An 18128-nucleotide genomic window follows, 5' to 3' on the forward strand; every position below is an offset into this window, starting at 1 on the left:
AGCACGGCGACGAGCGGGGCTCAGAAGTTTCCCCGTGCGGCTTCCTTCAAGATGAGTTTGTCGAGCGTCAGGTCAGACACCGCACGCCTCAGCCGATCATTTTCTTTTTGGAGGCGTTTCAGTTCTTTCAGTTGATCTACACCCATTCCGCCGTATTGCTTGCGCCAGCGGTAATAGGTTTGTTCAACAACTCCAATCTGTCGGATCGCATCCAGACGCGGCATTCCTTGCCCCGTCAGAACTTCAACCTGTCGTAACTTTGAGACAATCTCTTCCGGCTTCAGTCGCTTGTTTGCCATTCTTAGTCCTCCGTTTCCTAACCTTAACGGTGGACCCATTCAGATGGGGAGGCTCATTAATGCAAATAGTGCAAACATTGGACGTTTCCTATCCCCCCTCAGCAACACTTGCAGAGTTTTGGGGCAAAAGTTTGCGGGAAGACCGGTGTGAATTGAACGCTGCGACAGGCAAAGCGAGCAATGTCGAGCCTACGAAAAAGCGTAATTGGTGTCCTAGTTTGGCACCCCAATCGTAAATCCGTGCTAGCCCTCAGGTTCCGGTGTGCTCCACATAATTTTCGAGACATACCCTGAAACGGAATGACTGCGTGCGCTTCGTAGCGACTCAGCGATGAACCAGAAGTTTCGAAATCCCCATCTCCCCAAAACTTAACTCCTGAACTTAAAACTCGGAATGGAAAGTTGAAAGAGTAAGTTACAGGTGCGTCATGGTTGCTCATCGATACGATGACCATGATTGGACTTTTAACAGCATGGCTAAACTGTACTCGACTAGTCGAAGCGTTTCTCCCGACGAGGGTAATTGCTTCAGAATTGGTTGGAGCTTCCTGTACTTCAGGGTTCAGATATGGGCCACTGGAAGTTCAGTAATCAGTGCCACCATTAGTTTGGGAAAAATGTACTTTCCCGTCATTTTCGACTTTCACGACTTTCCCCCTTTGGCACGTGACGTAGTCTTACACTCGGCCGCTGGCTCCAACATGTGCAGTTTCCCAGCCCGCCCAAAAAGGACGTGTCTTGTTCGATCGGCGATGCAGACCGAAGTACACGAAACTGGCTAAATCCAGCCTCAAAGCTAACCCACTTTTTGTGATTCAACGGTTGCCAAAGGATTGTTATTGGTTTGGTGTCAAGACGTTCGCCGTGCGCACCACCTGAGGAAAGCCCGACTTATATTTATCTTAACTCTTTTGCGCGCATGTTTGGAGTGGGCTAAAACTCTACTTCCCAAATCTTCCGATCTCCGGTTTCGATCAGCTATCCTACAGGGACTTTAACAAGTGGAGGACTCAGAGCCGGAGTAGAAACTGAAGCCTTTTCGTACGCTGTTCGTCGTATATGCGATTGTTAGGGCTAATTGTAGCGCTCCAAATTTCAATCTTGGGAGACAAATTTCGGTCAGTAGAACTATTATTCTCTTCATTGCATGGAGTATTTCCCTTTCTTGCTCTAACAATTCGCGGTCGGCAACTGCAGAGCATGTATGCAGTCCGTAGATTGCAGATATCTTAAAGTAGGTTGACCAAATGTCAGAATGTGTAGCGTTGATTTTGACTTCATGTTACGAAGCGATCATCGCCTCTTAAGAGGCTTCGACAATTGAGGACACAGCGCCAGCTCCAGCATCGATTGGAACGGTATATGCAGTTCTTCCTCCCCAAGTTGTCGAGTAGATTAGAGCCCGCTTCGACCGCACGGCTTGCGGAGGTGCTCACTTCGAAACTCGTTGACGGTATCTATGCGCGATTTCATTTTCTCAGCAGCAATAGTCCAAACGCCGCCCAAGACTTGTTCCAGTCAACAGAATCGGATCGGTTTGGAGCGGAGGCCGTTAAAATCAACAAGCACAGCGCAAGTTACGTGATCGTTCCTTCGTTCAGGCTTTGATTGAAGGCGGTACCTCTCTCCACAGCGACACTGGAATGTGCTGGATCTGGTGACGAGACTTTCTTAGCAATGCCTTCGCCTATTGAGCTGCCTGCAGATCCACATCCATGGCCGCAGCATGCTTCCGAACAATAACCAACGGGTTCATGACTTTGTGTAGTGGATCGGCGTTCGTATGCCAAATCGGTGCCGAGTTGTCAGCAATGGCTCTTTGGTCGATATCCTTGAAAGGCACCTTCCCGGCTTAGGCAAAACAAGCTGCTCAAGAGAAGAAAACCAGCGTCCGACTGACTATTACCTTTCAATTAGGCCTTGCCCGCTCCGAATGCTTCTTCGGGAATCGTTCACAATGTGTGGTTTGATTTCCACTCTTCTCGTCGGAGGCGTTCCCATTCTTTGATAGGTGCTCGGCCCTACCGTGCCAGCGCTTGCCATTGGATTGCTTCCTCACGGGCCACTTTGAGAGATACACCACGCTTTACGATTGGATCATGTCCACCAAAGCCCTTCTCGCGTCTACGTCCACAAACCGATACTCGGAGTACCCACTGCGTTCCGCCATCATCACGATTGAGGAGCCATAAACCGCCACCATCTGAATACTTTCCAAAAGCAGAATTCTTGATTGTGGCATGGGTACGCTTGTCCAATGTATTCAATTCTTATTCCCCAGTTATCTACCCTCAATATATGATATCAGACAAGACATATTGAAACAGATTGAAAAGGGAATATCCTTAAAAATTGCGCATTTTTCAAAAAATACGACACAGCCTGAGACTACCTGATATAGTAGTTCAATGCTGTGCTGATAGCACAATCTTACCCTCAAATTACCCACAATGAAACGCGCTACAAACAGCGCAAATTGTCTGTTTGTTTGCCCTTAATCTCCCCTGTCTAGTCATTCCCTGGTCTTAATTTCGCCTCACTGCCCCGCGATCATCATCTGAAATCGGGCCATTCGGTCCAGTGAATTCGGGTCTAGGCAAGAACATCCGCAACAGGAAATGCGAAAAAAGTAGGTGGGAACATGAACGCAACGACAAAATACAGTCTGGTCATTCCATTCATGAATGAAGAAGAGGTTCTGCCTCTGTTGATGGACCGTCTGGACGGCTTTATGGCCGATCTTGATGGCGCCGCCGAAGTGGTCTTTATTGATGACGGCAGCCGCGACAACAGCGCCGCACTTGTTGCGGAACGCGCCCGTCAGGACGGACGTTTCAAGATAATCCGTCTGTCGCGCAATTTCGGCCACCAGATCGCCGTGACCGCAGGCCTGAACGAAGCCTCGGGTGATGCGGTGATTATCATGGATGCTGACCTGCAGGATCCGCCAGAAGTGGCGCATGATCTGATTGCCAAGTGGCAAGAAGGCTATGAAATCGTCCACGCCCAGCGCCGCCGCCGCGATGGCGAGACCATGTTTAAGAAAATGTCGGCGAACCTCTACTATCGCATGCTGGCCAAACTCTCGTCGGTTGATATTCCGCGCGATGTTGGCGACTTCCGCCTTGTGGACGCCCGCGTGGTTCGGGCCATTCGCGCCATGCCCGAGCGCGACCGCTTTCTGCGTGGCATGTTCGCCTGGGTAGGATTCCGCCAATGCCTGGTTCAATTCGATCGTCCAGAGCGTCAGGCAGGGGAAACCAAGTATCCCCTGAAAAAGATGCTGCGCCTGGCGATGGATGGTGTCATCAGCTTTTCAGATGCCCCGCTGCGCATGGCCTTATGGCTGGGGGCATTGGTGTCGCTTGGCGCGATGCTCTATGGCGCCTACATTTTCTCGCTCGCGCTGTTCACAGACCGTCTCGTGGATGGCTGGGCCTCGACCATCGTGATCTTGTCTTTCCTGTCGGGCATGAACCTACTGATTTCTGGCGTGATTGGGCTGTTCGTCGGCCGCATTTATACCGAGGCCAAACAGCGGCCTTTGTACTTTGTGTCAGAAAGCATCGGCCTGACGGATGTTGTACGTTTGCCTGACCAGCGTCCCGAAACTCGTCACGTGTTTCGCACGCCCTATCAAGCACACGGCTAAGTTGCTACCTTAGGTTCAATCATAACAAACGGACGGTTCATCATGAGCAGTTTCGCACCTTTCGGACAAATCATACGCTTTGCCGGCGTCGGTGTTACGTGTTCGGTGATGTATTTCGTGCTGGCAACTGGCTTGAACAGCTTGCTTGGGCTGGACACAATCAGCGCCTCATTTCTAGCCTATTTGCTGTCGGCAATCTTTGGTTACACGGCACATCGCCGCGTGACCTTTGTGAGCGACGGCGCTGTGCACCAAGAGGTCACACGCTTCTTTGCCGCCACCGGCGTTGGAGTCACAATTTCGCTGATTGTACCGATGATGCTGCACAACCACACGCCTGTGTTGTCTTTCTTTATGGTGTTTCTGATCGTGCCCGCGTGCTCATTCGTGATGATGAAGTTCTTCGTATTCCGCACATGACAAAAGATCTGATTGCACCGCTGGCAATCCTTGTTGCCGGGGCCATCATGCTGAGCGGCACGATGCTGAACCACGACACCAGTTGGTACTTGATTTCGACCGGATGGTGGCTCGACGGGCTGCCGATCTATGAAGAGATCCTTGAACTGAACCCACCCTGGTCGTTCTATCTGGCGGCTCCGCCGGTTTGGGCCGCAAAAACGCTCGGCATCTCGGCAACCACAAGTTTTCAGATTTACACGTTGGCCTTGATCGTTGCGTCGATCTGGATGGCAGGTCATATTCTGCGCGGTGATGCCAGCATTCCCGATCTGACGCGCCGCATTTGGCTGGCTGCAGCCGCCGCCGCTCTGGTCTGGGTTCCAATGAAAGACTTCGCTGAACGCGAGCATCTTTTTGCAATTTTCTATTTGCCCTTTGTCGCCATGTCGATGAGCAGCACCCAGCGCACCCGCCGCCAGCGTGGCTGGATCAGCCTCTGGGCGACATTGGGTGTTGCGCTGAAACACTATTTTGTTTTGATGCCGCTCTTGCTGTTGATCTACCGCCTGATCGCTGAACGCAGTTGGCGTCCGATCCTGCGCATCGAAACCTTGCTGCCAGCAGCCTTGCTGATCGGCTATGTCGGCGCATCCTGGGTTGTGCACCCGGCCTATTTCGACAAGATCATTCCGCTGACACTCGCGGTCTATGGCACTTCGAGCCTGCCGATTGACATCCTCTTGGGCAAGGCTGCCCCGGTGCTGTTCTTGTTCCTCTGGCCTCTGATCATGGCCGGACTGGTCCATCCTGATCGCCGTGCAGCGCTGGTGGCGGTGCTGACCGCCCTTGGCGGGATTCTTGTGTTTTTCATCCAGGCCAAGGGGTGGAGCTATCACCGTGTCCCTGCAGACGTTTACACCGTTCTGGCGCTGGTCTGGGTTGGCACTTCTTTGGCGCGGACGCGACAACACTGGATGCCCGCCGCCCTTGCGGTACTGGGATCTCTGTCGATTTTGGTGCCAGCAATCGCAAGCGGGCCTTACGACATCAGCTTTGCCCAAAAGGTCGAACGCCACTTTGCTTGTGCGCCTGGAGAACGAAGCTTTCAGGCCTTTAGCTCGGTGGTTTCCTCGGGCTATCCGTTGGCCAACTATGCGCAGGCAACGCCGTCGAACCGCGCGCCGACCCTTTGGTTAATACCAGGGGCGACATACAATCTCAGCCAGGCCACCGACGACGCTCGCTCTAAGTATGAAGAGATTTTGGCCTATGCAAAAGACACAGTTCTGGCCGATTTTTTCCGGGCCCGGCCGCAACTGGTGTTGGTCGACGTAAGCAAGGAAAAATTCTATTTCGGCGACATTGACTTCGACTACATCGACTTTTTCAGCGAGGATGACGCTTTTCTTGAGGCTTGGCGCGACTATCAACAGGTCGGGCAGGTCGGCGACTTTGAAATCTACCACCGCCCGGGCTGCTAAGTCGGGTCAGAACAGCGCCGGACGCATCGTGTCCGCTGGCGTAACCTCGAGCCGTCTCAGCACCGTCGCGGCAATCCCGAGCTGGCTGAGTTCCTTGCCGTCTTCCGGCAAGCTCTCGGCCTCACCGAAGTAATAGAACGGCACCTCGCGCATGATCTTTTCCATGCCGCCGTGATGTTTTTCAGCGTTCATCCCATGATCTGCGGTCACAATCACCTCATACCCCAGATCGCGCCACGTGGGGATCGCACGGGACAAGGCGTTGTCGATCATCCAGACCTGCCAACGATATTCGGCGCTGTCTCCGCCAAAGGTATGACCCAATGTGTCGGCGGCACAGCTGTGCAACAAAAGATAGTCGGGCTGATGCGTCTCGGCCAGAATGGTCACCTGCGCACAGAGGTCGATCTCAGCTGGCGCCATCGCATTGACCGGGCCATAGCCCTCCATCGAATAAAACCGGGCGTGTTGAATATCCGTGTCCGGGTCACTGTGTTCGACCGATCGCAACCGATCCCACGGACGGTCGACATAAAGCTTGTGAAAGTACTCTTGCGCCACGGCCGCCGTGGTCTTTCCGGCCGCGCGGGCCACCGAAAAGATGTTGGCGCTGGTCGATGCGCGCATGCCTTCGTTCGACACGATGCCATGCTCATGCGGCCACAGGCCGGTATGGATGCTTTCGTACATCGGCCCCGACAGGCTGGGGGTCGCGGTGATCATTTTCCAACGACGGGCCTGCCCCAGTTCGACGGCCCCTTCCAGATATCCGCATTGCGACGTGGCCGCGTCATATCCGCTGCCGTCCATGATAACGAGAATGACTTTTTTGTTCATAACCCTGCCCTGATTAAGCTGTTGTCTGAAGATGCCGGATCACGAACGCGTAAATCTGGCCCAGACGCGGCGTGCAAATGTCGCGTTTGACAAACTCATGACGGTGACCAATCCGCGCGCTAAAGGTCTCGGTAAGGGGAATGGCGCATGGGTACAAAGGCGTCGACGATATCCATCACGGAATACACGAGCAGTGCCACAATCACCCAGCTGGTATATGACCCCGCCAAGACGCCAAAAGGGATCAAGCCAGACAGCCCCGAGACAAAGGCACCGGGCAGATCAGACATTCTGAAAGGACCGGGCGGGCCTTCGCCAATGCGCTTTTTGATCTGCTCTCGTACCAGACGCGCAAGCAAGCGACCCGCGACAGCAACCACGCCCATCAGCGCCCAGAACGTTCCGGTTTCAAGATACCTGTCGGCAATCAACCCAACCGACGCATAGATACAGATATAGTGGAACATACCGACGAGGTAATCCATATCGGCCCCAAACACGGAAGACCGCCCAGTGGCGCGGGCCAATGTCCCGTCTGCGCAATCCAGAATTTGAAACAGCGCGCCCAGAATGACAACGGACCAAACCGCCAAGGTCAATGGGAGCCAAACCGCAAGTGCAGGCATAATGAGTGACAAGACAAATCCCAGCCCTGTAACCATCAACGGTGTCCAACCAAGCCGCAGGAATACCCACACAAACAGCTGGCTTGGTACGCGGAACAGAAACGCAATAGCCCATTCACCCCGCCATTCCTCAAGCACGTGCTGATCTTTGAGGTCTTTTACGATTTCCCGAAGCGAAAGCTGGATCGCCATCTGTCTGTCCTGTCGTTATACCGCTTGCTTAGCACAGGATCGGGCGATGTCACGAGGACAAGTTCGTGGCGAACCAGAGCATTGCCTAACCTCGGCAACAGACGTTTTCCCTTGCAGCCAATGATGCGGGACGCGATGCTGGTCCGAACGTCAAATGACATGAGAAATGCCTGATGCAACCTTCGCTGTTTTCAGACCTGAAAGATCTGCGCGACAGCGAAACCGGCACCATAACACCGTTTAAAACCCAGCTCATCAAATGGGTTGGCAACAAGCAGCGTTATGCAGATCAGATCATTTCGCATTTCCCGCGCACTTATGGCACTTATTTTGAACCGTTCCTGGGATCCGCCGGCGTGCTGGCAAACCTTGCACCTGCGCGGGCCGTGGCCTCGGACGTTTTCCGTCCGTTGATGGACATCTGGCAATGTCTGGCCGACACCCCGGACGAACTAAAAGACTGGTACGCAACACGCTGGGAGTGGGTTCAAAAAGGCGACCCACTAGAGCGCTACGAGCAGATCAAAGCCACCTACAACGCCAATCCAAATGGCGCCGACCTCTTGTATCTGAGCCGTGCTTGCTATGGCGGGGTTGTGCGGTTTCGCAAAAAAGACGGCCTGATGTCGACTCCAATGGGCAGCCACCCTGTCATCAAGCCCGAGAAATTCGCGCGGCGGGTCGAAATGTGGAAGCCCCGCGTCGCGGGCACCCGGTTTGAATGCCTCGACTATCTTCAGGCATTTGATCAGGCTCAGGCCGGTGATCTGGTTTATTGCGACCCGCCTTATGCCCATTCTCAAAGCATTCTCTATGGCGCTCAGCGCTTCCGGTTAGAGCATCTGATGCAGGCCATAGCCGAGGCCAAAAACCGCGGTGTCTATGTCGCACTTAGCATTGACGGCACAAAAAAGTCAGGGAACACCTATTGCGACATTCCTTACCCGAAAAATCTTTTCGAAAGTGAGCATTTCGTCAATATCGGACGGTCGATGCTGAAGCGGTTTCAGATGGATGGTCAAACCCTCGAAACCGAGGTTGTACGCGACCGTTTGATGCTGACGTATTAGCCACATTCCCGTCACATTTGACCGATTTGGACGGCAGATTAAGACATACATGCCATACGCACGAATCAATTTGTTCCGAAGCTGGGGACATTTATCGGTTCTCGGCATGACTGTTTCCCGAATAGCAATAACCTCGGGATTATTGTTGCCACAGAAGGCTGACGTAAGGTCAAGGATTAATGGTTCCGGATTGGAAACGTTGCACGACTTAAAAGTCGCCCGCTCACCACTTGTAAACAGGTGAAGCAACCCTTCAACCAAATTTCTTCACTTAAATCCAGATGGTTACTCCTCTTCTTTTTTCCAAATTCGGAAACAATGCCACGATTCAGATTGATCGAGATCTCTCTTGGACAGATCAAAAGTAGATCATTAAGTACAAAAAAAGGCGAAATGTGGCATCTTTGGGTTTTGTTAAAGGCGCGATTGAAGCATGTTTAGGTCACGCCTAACTGGGGGGCGACATGTGGCTCGGGGCGGCCAACCAAAAATTTGATGCATCTGCGTGGTGCAATCGTACGAATTGCGAGCTGCGGACACCTTGTCCGTCGGTTTTGCGGGTGCGCCGAATGCGGCACGCGCTTGAGAAGAGGTTACTATGGCTGATCTTAGTGGTCCTGGTGTTGTCGCGGGCACTGAGAACGACGATACCATCAACGGCGGATACACCGATGGTGATGGTGATTCCGTAACAAGCGGAAATGATGTTGTTTTTGGCCTTGGTGGAGATGATTCCATCGAAGCTGGAGACGGTAACGATACCATTCATGGTGACAGCGGGGCCTCTGGGTCGGGCTCTTCGACCAAAGTAATCGACTTCAACGACCTCGCTGCGGGCACTCTGGTGTCTGATCAGTATGCTGGCGTTTCGATCGAATCCTACCACTCCGGCACGCCGACGATGATCTTTGACACGTCGAACCCGACTGGCGGCGACACAGATCTGGCCACAAACAATCTGGGCGGAGTTTTGATCCTGTCAGAAGACGGCGACAGCTCGGATCCGGATGACAATTCTGATGGCGGCAAGATGGTTTTCAATTTCGACGATCCGGTCGACGTGAACCAGCTGACCTTCCTCGACATCGACGAAGACTATGTAAAGGTTAAGTTTTACGACGCCAACGGCGACAAAATCGGCGAAGTCAAAACTTACGGTGGCGACGACAATTCCCAGATCATCCAAGACTATGACATGACGGGTGTCAGCAAAATGGTCGTTGAGATGAAAAGCTCGGGAGCGATCGACAACCTGACATACACCAGCGATGCGCCCTCGGGCCCAGGTGATTTCGGTGACGACGTGATCTTTGGCGAAGGCGGCGAAGACCTGATCTATGGTGAGGGCGGCAGCGATACCATCGACGGCGGAACCGGTGACGATACGATCTATGGTGGTTACGGCGACCAGGAAGCTGGCGGAACACGCGAAAGCTTCAATTGGAGCGAACTGACCGAAGGTGGTTCAACGGTTTCAGATGGGGATGATCCGACCAGCGGTCAGACTCAGGATACAGGCTCCGTCGAGGTCACATATACTGTCCTTGAATACGATCACGGGAAACCTCGTTTCGAAGACGACACACAGAACGTCGGCGGAATTGACGACGGATCCGAAACCATTGATTCCTCTAGCTCATTGGAATCGCGGACAGATGATGACGGTGACAAAGACGTTGTTCAGCTTGAGTTTTCTAGTGCAGTTTCGAACGTCGACTTCCGTGTGAACGACATCGACCACGACTCTGTGGTCACCATTCTGGCGTTTGACGCGGACGGGAATGCAATTCCGGTCACATTGACCGCAAGCGGCAACACCGACCTTGATCTGGAAGATACAGATAGCGTTGCAGGAGACGATACAGCGCGCGCAACAGGCAATTCTGGCTCAAACACCGAGGACGACAACTCCATCCTGGTTGAAATTGCCGGACCAGTCGCGACCATCCAGATCATTCACGAAAATGATGGTGGCGATAATAGCAACGTCAATATCACCGACGTCTTCTATGACACGCCGGTTGTGTCTCTTGATGGGTTGGACGAAGGGGATCTGATCCTCGGCGGCGAAGGCGACGACTTGATCTTTGGCGAAGAGGGTGATGACACCATCTATGGCCAAGACGGATCTGACACTGTCGAAGGTCAAGACGGTGATGACATCATCTATGGCGGCAGCGGCGACGGCATCCCGACAACCTCTCATGAGATCTTTGAGTGGTCAGAGGAAACCGACTTTGCCGATGGTCAGGATGTGTCGGGCTTTACCCAAGACACTGGCAGCGCCAATATCACGTTCTCAACCGTGAGCCAAAGCTCTGGCGTTGACACCGAATACGACACCTCCACGCAGGACGTAAGCGAGCTTGACGCCGAAGTTGGCGCCAACTCTTCCTTGGTGTCCGTTCTGAATGATGATGCAAATTCAGCGACTTACGCTTGGGCATCTGACACTCCCATCGAGAATGTTGAATTCCGCATCAACGACATCGACGGCGATGGCCGGGTTGTTGTGCGTGCATGGGACGAGAACGACAACCCAATCGAAGTCGTGCTTACTGACGCGGGTTCTGGCCTTGCACTTTCGGATGCCGATGGCGTTGCCGGAGCGGAAACCGCTACCAGCATCGACAACGACTATACCGATAACGACAACCCCGAGCATTCGGTCCTTGTGACCATTCCTGGCCCGGTTTCCCGTTGGGAAGTTCAGCACGAACAGGACGGCGGAAACAATTCCGGCGTCACCGTGACGGACATCACCTTTGACGTGACAACAATTGTGACCGACACCGATGACGGCGCAGGTGACTCGCTGGTTGGCGGTGATGGCGATGACTCGATCTACGGCGAAGGCGGAGACGACACCATTGAAGGTGGCGACGGCTCTGACTCGATTGAAGGCGGCGAAGGCAATGATCTCATCGAGTCGGGAACGGGCGATCTTGCGGATCAACTGCCCGACCTCGGTTTCCCGGGTTACGGTCCTGTCCCGCCAATTGCAGCGGACAGTGATCCCGATGATGACCGCGATTATGTCGACGGCGGCGCTGGCAATGACACCATCTCGACCGGTGATGATGCCGACACAATTCTGGGCGGCACCGGCAACGATGAGATCGATGGCGGCGTTGACGCCGATGATATCGACGGCGGTGAAGGCGACGACACCATCATTGGTGGCGAAGGTTCAGACACCATCGACGGCGGCGACGACGACGACCTGATCTATGGCGGTCTCGACCCCATCTTCCCTGACTCGTTGAACATCAAAGATGACGACGATACCTTTGGACCCGATCCCGAGCCTGACAATGGCCGCGACCTGATCGACGGTGGCGCCGGTAACGACACCATCTTTGGTCAGGACGACGATGACACCATCTTTGGTGGCACCGGCAATGACTGGATCGATGCGGGTATCGACGACGACAGTGTCGATGGCGGCTCGGGCGTTGATATCATTTCTGGCGACCACGGCGACGACACCCTGTCCGGCGGCGACGACACCGACCTTGTCCTTGGTGGTATCGGCGACGACGACATCAGCGGTGACGCCGGTCGTGACATCCTTGGTGGTGGCGAAGGCAGCGACACCGTCGACGCCGGTACGGACAGCGACTTTGTCTACGGCGGCGACGGCGCGGACAGCGTAATTGGTGGCGACGGCAGCGATGTTGTTGCTGGCGGCGAAGGTGACGACGAGATCTATGGCGACGGCACCACGGACGAAGGCAACACCGCTGGCGGCGCAGCTGACCTCTTGTTCGGTGGCGAAGGCGAAGATACCCTCGTCGGTGGCTCGGGCGACGACATCCTTGTTGGCGGCGCTGACGCCGATGACATGAGCGGTGGCGATGATCGCGACGTCTTTGTCGAAGTTGGCGTGGGCGACCATGTGGACGGCGGCGAAGGTGGTGACGACTACGACACGCTGGTCATCAACGGCAACGCGATCATCGAATATGATGAGAGCGATCCGACCTGGGATGGCGTTACCAGCGAAAGCGGCACGATCACCTACTTTGATCTGACGACGTTGATTACGATTGGATCTTCGACCTTTGAGAATGTCGAGAATGTCATCTACGTCGAAGACCTTCCGAACCCGGAAGAGTTCCTGCAGTCTCTGACGTCTGGCGACGATGTCCCCACGGTTCTCGCAACCTCTGCTTCAGATGTGTTTGAACCCACCAGCGGCCCCGGCGTTGTCGAAGGCACCCCTGGACCTGACCTGATTGACGAGTTCTACGCCGGCGATCCGGATGGAGATGTCGTTGGCCCAGGCGACGACACGATCTTGGGTTTCGACGGCAATGACACCATCGAGGGTCTGGCAGGCGATGATGATATCATTGCAGGCGATGGTGACGACGTGGTCGATGGCGGCGACGACAACGACATTATCCGTGGCGAAGGGGGCAACGACAGCCTCGAAGGCGGTGATGGTTTCGACCAGATCTCGGGTGGCGACGACAACGACACTATTGATGGTGGCGCCGACTCGGATGTTCTGGACGGCGGCGACGGCGACGACTCGATCACCGGCGGCACCGGCAATGATGGTCTTTACGGCAATACCGGCGATGACTTCCTGGATGGCGGCGATGGCAGCGATCTGGTCGTTGGTGGCGCGGGTGACGATACCATCGAGCTTGGTGGTGACGATGGCGACATCGACCTGGCCTTTGGTAACAATGACCAGGACACTTTCCAGAACCTTGGCGGTGGCGACACTGTTATAGGTGGCGAAGGTGGCGATGACTTTGACACGATCAATCTGGACGGCTCAATCCCGCCGGGTGGGTCTTACGTCGTAAACTACGACGCGGGCGACCCGACCTTTGATCCGGTCACTGGCAAGAGTGAAAGCGGCACGATCACGCTGCTCGATTCGAACGGCGATCCCGCTGGCACGATCACCTTTGGCCAGATCGAGAATATCGTCTGCTTCACCCCCGGCACTGTGATCCTGACCACGTCGGGCGAAGTTCCGGTGGAACAGCTCAAGGCAGGTGATCAGGTTGTGACCCGCGACAACGGCCTGCAGACCATCCGTTGGGTAGGCAGCAAGGCCCTGTCAGGCCGCAACTTGCTTCAGCGTCCAAATCTGCGTCCGGTGATGATCCGCAAAGGCTCGCTGGGACCGAACCTGCCAGAGCGCGACATGATGGTCTCGCCCAACCACCGCATGCTGATGGTCAGCCATCAGGCACAGCTTTTGTTTGCAGAAAGCGAAGTCCTGACGGCGGCCAAGCACATGACCCACTTGGATGGTGTGCATCAGGTGCAGGTTGGTGGTGTTGAGTACGTCCACTTCCTCTGTGACAACCACGAGGTCGTGCTGGCCAACGGCACATGGAGCGAAAGCTTCCAGCCCGGCGCCTTCTCGATGGGCAGCATGGATGACGCGCAACGCTCGGAAATCTATGACCTGTTCCCCGAGTTGCAGGATCACAAGGGCCTCGACAACTACACCTCGGCCCGCCTGACGCTGAAAGCGCACGAGGCGAAGCTTCTGGGCTAAAGTCCACATCGATTAATACAAAAGGGCGGTCCATTGGGCCGCCCTTTTTGTTGGCGGGAACGCCGGATGCTTAAAGGCTCCAGCTAAACCCCGTGTCCTTTTCCGACCGCTCCCACAACTTCTGCATGACCATCTTATCATGGGCATACGGTTCCAGAGTTCCCTTCCCAACCGGTCCAACCATTTCCATGCGCCCGGTCGGGCCATAAATGGCCCTTTGCTCCAATGCATTCTCAGTCGCGCACATGACCTCAGGGTAGGCCCCCTTTTCAGCTGACTGTGCGATCGGCAATTTGGCCATGAACCAGAACATGACGCGCGTAATCAGGTTGCCACTCGTCTTGACCAGCGACGTCCTGGAGGCACCGGGATGGCAGACATAAACCTCAACGTTTTTACCGGCCGCTTTAACCCGGTCCTGCAATTCATAGGCAAACATCATCTGCGCCAGCTTGCTATGGCAATAGGTGCGGTTCTGGTGGTAATTCGCGTCCCAGTTCATATCCTCGAACTGTATCGTCTTCAGCCCCATTTTGTAGCCCAGGCTCGCGACGACAACGATCCTGCCCTGCGTTTCCTCGATGCGATTAAAAAGCGCACCGCACAAAACAAAATGGCCGTAGTGATTGGTCCCTAGCTGGCTTTCAAATCCGTCAACTGTAAGCACCTGTTTCGGCACCTGCGCAATGGCAGCATTGCAGATGAGCCCGTCAATACGCGGCACCGTTTTCAGCACCTCTGCCGCTGCCTCTCGGACGCTCGCCAGCACGGCAAGATCCATCAATACAAAACTCACATCCGCGCCGGCGCCAAACTCTTTTGTCAGCAGGTTAATAGCCGCCGCCGATTTGTCGGCATTACGGTTCAGCATCACGACCCTTGCCCCTTTTGATAAAAGGATACGACTGGCTTCAAATCCTGCCCCTGCAGTGGTTCCGGTGATGACATAAGTTTTGCCCTTCAACGAGCCAAGTCGTGCAGGCGTCCAACCTTGCTGCCCAAGTGTTTCGCGTACCAATTCTATGCTCCTTTACTCCGCCTACCTGCATCATTCGGTGCTCTTGGCGGCCAACTTGAAATGACAAATATCTCTCAAAGCCACCACAAAACAGATGAATTTCTGGCAAATACTTGCCTATTCATATCAATAGAGTACAAATTGCATTCATTATCTCTGGAACTCGGCATGAGCAAACAACAAATCCTGCACCTTATCGAAAGCAGGATGCACAACGATGGCATGATCGAAACCGGTATCAGCGGTATTCAGATTTTCCGGATGACGGAGCCCGTACGCTGCGCGCCGGCAGTCTATGACCCCTGCGTTATCGCCATCGTTAGCGGTACGAAAGAGGCGCTCTTGGACGGGCAGCGATACAAGTATGACAGCCAAAAGTACTTGTGTTGTCCAATGTCCATGCCAGTCGAGGCTGGCACGCCCAAGGCTTCTCCCGATAACCCCTTGCTGGGTGTATATATCTCGCTCGATACGCGCGCGATAACCGAACTCGCCATCGAAATGGACATTGATGCCGGTATAGCGCGACAGCCCAGAGTTGGTCGGCGCCCGCAAGCGTTGTCTTTAGCCCGATGGAGCGATGATTTTACCGACGCCCTCCTGAGACTGTTGCAGGTAAGCGAAAATGCCACCGATGCCGCCGTTCTTGGCAGGGGCAGGCTGAAAGAGTTGCACTATGCAATCCTCAAGGGCGAAGCAGGTCTCGCCGCGCGACGCGCCTTTGGTACCAGTAACGATATCGCCCGCACGATCGACCTTCTGTCCTCCCGGCTCGATGAAACGATCTCTATTGACGAAATGGCAGCCCAAGTCGGCATGAGTCGTGCTGTTTTTCACCGCAGGTTCAAAGAGGCAACCACCATGTCACCAATCCAGTTTGTGAAATCCATGCGCCTCAACAAGGCGGCAATGAAAATCGCCAGCGGCTTGACAGTGACCCAGGCCGCAATGGACGTTGGATATGTCAGCACCTCTCAGTTCAGCCGCGAGTTCAAACGTATGTATGGCAAATCCCCCCGGCAATGGTTCGATGCGCAACAATTTCTTGCCGAGCGGGCGCGACTTTGAAGGCCGGAGTTTGTGAGCTTTGTATAGGGGTCTCGCACATGACCCTTTTTTGAACGCTTGCTTAAGTTACACAAAATGATTAACATGTTATCTAATTAAAGCGCGAAACAGAGGAGTGCGACAATGCCAGTCCCAGCCCCGAACCTTTATCCCGACTTCAACATCGTGCGGCTCAGCCATGTGGAGTATCGCGTGACCGACCTTGCGCGCAGCCGGGCCTTTTATGTCGACACGCTGGGTTTGCAGGTCACTTTCGAGGATGACAGCCACATCTATCTGCGCGCGATGGAAGAGCGCGGACACCATTGTATTGTACTGGTTCAGGCAGAGACCGCCGAAGTGGGCGTGCTGGGCTTTAAACTTTTTGATGAGCCGGACCTCGACAAGGCGGCGGAGTGGTTTGCAGCCCGCGATCTGCCAGTTGAATGGGTAGACCGTCCCCATATGGGTCGCACCCTGCGCACCCGCGACCCTTGGGGCATTCCGCTCGAGTTCTACGTCAAGATGGACCGCCTCGCGCCGATCCATCAGGAATACAAACGCTACAACGGCGTCAAACCCCTGCGCATCGACCATTTCAACATGTTTTCGGCGGACGTCGACGCCAGCGTCGCCTTTTATAACAGCATGGGCTTTCGCGCGACCGAGTACACCGAAGACGCAGAAACTGGCCGGGTCTGGGCAGCATGGATGCACCGCAAGGGCGGCGTGCACGATGTGGCCTTCACCAATGGACATGGCCCCCGCTTGCACCACACCGCCTTTTGGGTGCCGACGCCTTTGAACATCATCGACCTGCTTGATCTCATGGCCACCACCGGTTGGGTCGACAACATCGAACGCGGCCCCGGTCGCCACGGCATCTCTAACGCCTTCTTCCTCTATGTCCTCGACCCCGACGGCCACCGGATTGAGATTTACTGCTCGGACTACCAGACCGTCGACCCAGACCTTGAACCGATCAAGTGGGATCTCAAAGACCCGCAGCGCCAAACCCTCTGGGGGGCCGCCGCACCCCGCAGCTGGTTTGAACACGGCTCAACCTTTGAAGGGGCCAAAACCCGCGACAGCGATCTCAAGTCGCAACCGATCATCGCCCCCTGACCCTCTGGACAAACGCCCGGTCCGGCGATTTGATGCGCCGGAAAACAGACGAAAGACACCCCCATGCCCGCACCCCACAACTCATTCAAAGCCGCCCTCGCCGCGAAGCAGCCTCAAATCGGCCTCTGGGTCTCAAACGGCGAAGCTGCTGTGACCGAAATGATTGCAACCGCCGATTTCGACTGGCTGGTGCTGGATGGTGAACATGCCCCGAACGACCTGCGCTCTTTGCGCGATCAGTTGATGGTGGTGGAACCCGCCTCGGCCCACGGCGTGGTGCGCATACCCTTTGGCGAAGCATGGATGGTCAAACAGGCGCTGGATGCCGGCGCCCAGACAATCCTTGTCCCCATGGTCGACACCGCGGATCAGGCGCGGGACATGGCCAGCGCCATGCGCTACCCGCCCTTGGGCATTCGCGGCATGGGCGCCAGCGGCGGGCGTGTCTCGCATTTTGGCAAGATGGCCGACTATGTGCAGACCGCCAACGATCAAGTCTGCCTTCTGGTTCAGGCCGAGAGCCGCGCCGCGTTGAGTAATCTCGAAGAGATGCTGACCGTGGACGGTGTCGACGGCGTATTTATTGGCCCCGCTGACCTCTCCGCCGACATGGGCTACCCCGGCAACGCCGGTGCACCTGAAGTGCAAGAGACCATCGCCGCCACGATCAAAAAGATCGCCGCCAGCGACAAAGCCGCGGGCATCCTCGTGCAGGACCTCGGGTCAGCTCAGAAATACCTCGACATGGGCGCAACATTCGTCGCCGTAGGGATCGACACAGTGATCTTCGCCAAGGCCATCCGCCAACTCGCCACCGACGCCAAGGGCTTGCTCTAGTTTCCACTCCGGCGG

At 55.1% G+C, this 18128-nt stretch carries 12 protein-coding genes and 1 pseudogene; 8 read left to right on the plus strand and 5 right to left on the minus strand.

The genetic code is table 11. From position 1 onward, the window contains the following. Positions 1–299, minus strand: a pseudogene (locus Q0932_RS00005) (transposase); the annotation flags it as partial. Positions 300–2320: 2021 nt separating this feature from the next. Continuing rightward, the gene (locus tag Q0932_RS20515) at positions 2321–2566 is read right to left on the minus strand and encodes an Arm DNA-binding domain-containing protein (RefSeq protein WP_366141369.1); all 246 of its coding nucleotides are present in this window, start codon (positions 2564–2566) and stop codon (positions 2321–2323) included. A gap of 374 nt (positions 2567–2940) precedes the next feature. Here Q0932_RS20515 and Q0932_RS00015 point away from each other — a divergent pair, with 374 nt between their 5' ends. Genes Q0932_RS00015 through Q0932_RS00025 form a run of 3 tightly spaced genes read left to right on the plus strand, consistent with a single transcriptional unit; the run spans position 2941 to position 5834 of the window. After that, entirely contained in the window at positions 2941–3951 is a 1011-nt protein-coding gene (locus tag Q0932_RS00015; RefSeq protein WP_299348157.1) for a glycosyltransferase family 2 protein, read from the plus strand. Between the two features lie 42 nt (positions 3952–3993). Beyond that, on the plus strand, positions 3994–4371 hold the full coding sequence (locus Q0932_RS00020; protein WP_299348160.1) for a GtrA family protein: 378 nt from the start codon (positions 3994–3996) through the stop codon (positions 4369–4371). Beyond that, complete coding sequence (locus tag Q0932_RS00025) at positions 4368–5834, plus strand: hypothetical protein (RefSeq protein WP_299348163.1); 1467 nt, start codon at positions 4368–4370, stop codon at positions 5832–5834. Before Q0932_RS00020 ends, Q0932_RS00025 begins: the two co-directional genes overlap by 4 nt. Positions 5835–5840: 6 nt before the next feature. Here Q0932_RS00025 and Q0932_RS00030 read toward each other — a convergent pair whose 3' ends face one another. Together Q0932_RS00030 and Q0932_RS00035 are read right to left on the minus strand one after the other, a co-directional pair. Beyond that, on the minus strand, positions 5841–6671 hold the full coding sequence (locus Q0932_RS00030) for an alkaline phosphatase family protein (protein WP_299348166.1): 831 nt from the start codon (positions 6669–6671) through the stop codon (positions 5841–5843). Between the two features lie 119 nt (positions 6672–6790). After that, on the minus strand, positions 6791–7489 hold the full coding sequence (locus Q0932_RS00035) for a CDP-alcohol phosphatidyltransferase family protein (protein WP_299348170.1): 699 nt from the start codon (positions 7487–7489) through the stop codon (positions 6791–6793). Between the two features lie 173 nt (positions 7490–7662). Here Q0932_RS00035 and Q0932_RS00040 point away from each other — a divergent pair, with 173 nt between their 5' ends. Next, entirely contained in the window at positions 7663–8559 is an 897-nt protein-coding gene (locus Q0932_RS00040; RefSeq protein ID WP_299348173.1) for a Dam family site-specific DNA-(adenine-N6)-methyltransferase, read from the plus strand. Positions 8560–9157: 598 nt separating this feature from the next. Next, the gene (locus Q0932_RS00045) at positions 9158–14086 is read left to right on the plus strand and encodes a Hint domain-containing protein (protein ID WP_299348176.1); all 4929 of its coding nucleotides are present in this window, start codon (positions 9158–9160) and stop codon (positions 14084–14086) included. A 70-nt stretch (positions 14087–14156) separates the two neighbouring features. On the opposite strand, the gene Q0932_RS00050 is transcribed toward Q0932_RS00045, so the two are convergent. Next, positions 14157–15104, minus strand: a complete 948-nt coding sequence (locus Q0932_RS00050) for an SDR family oxidoreductase (protein ID WP_299348179.1) — start codon at positions 15102–15104, stop codon at positions 14157–14159. Positions 15105–15164: 60 nt separating this feature from the next. Here Q0932_RS00050 and Q0932_RS00055 point away from each other — a divergent pair, with 60 nt between their 5' ends. The 3 genes from Q0932_RS00055 to Q0932_RS00065 all read left to right on the plus strand — a co-directional run bounded on the left by Q0932_RS00055 (position 15165) and on the right by Q0932_RS00065 (position 18113). Beyond that, positions 15165–16172: an AraC family transcriptional regulator gene (locus tag Q0932_RS00055; RefSeq protein ID WP_299348182.1), complete on the plus strand. Its 1008-nt coding sequence runs from the start codon at positions 15165–15167 to the stop codon at positions 16170–16172. Positions 16173–16295: 123 nt separating this feature from the next. Further along, positions 16296–17276: a 3,4-dihydroxyphenylacetate 2,3-dioxygenase gene (gene hpaD, locus Q0932_RS00060; RefSeq protein ID WP_299348185.1), complete on the plus strand. Its 981-nt coding sequence runs from the start codon at positions 16296–16298 to the stop codon at positions 17274–17276. Positions 17277–17339: 63 nt separating this feature from the next. Next, a complete protein-coding gene (locus tag Q0932_RS00065) occupies positions 17340–18113 on the plus strand; it encodes an HpcH/HpaI aldolase/citrate lyase family protein (RefSeq protein ID WP_299348188.1) in 774 nt (257 codons plus the stop codon). The last annotated feature ends 15 nt before the right edge of the window (positions 18114–18128 follow it).

This window comes from uncultured Shimia sp. (assembly GCF_947498095.1).
Classification (GTDB): domain Bacteria; phylum Pseudomonadota; class Alphaproteobacteria; order Rhodobacterales; family Rhodobacteraceae; genus Shimia.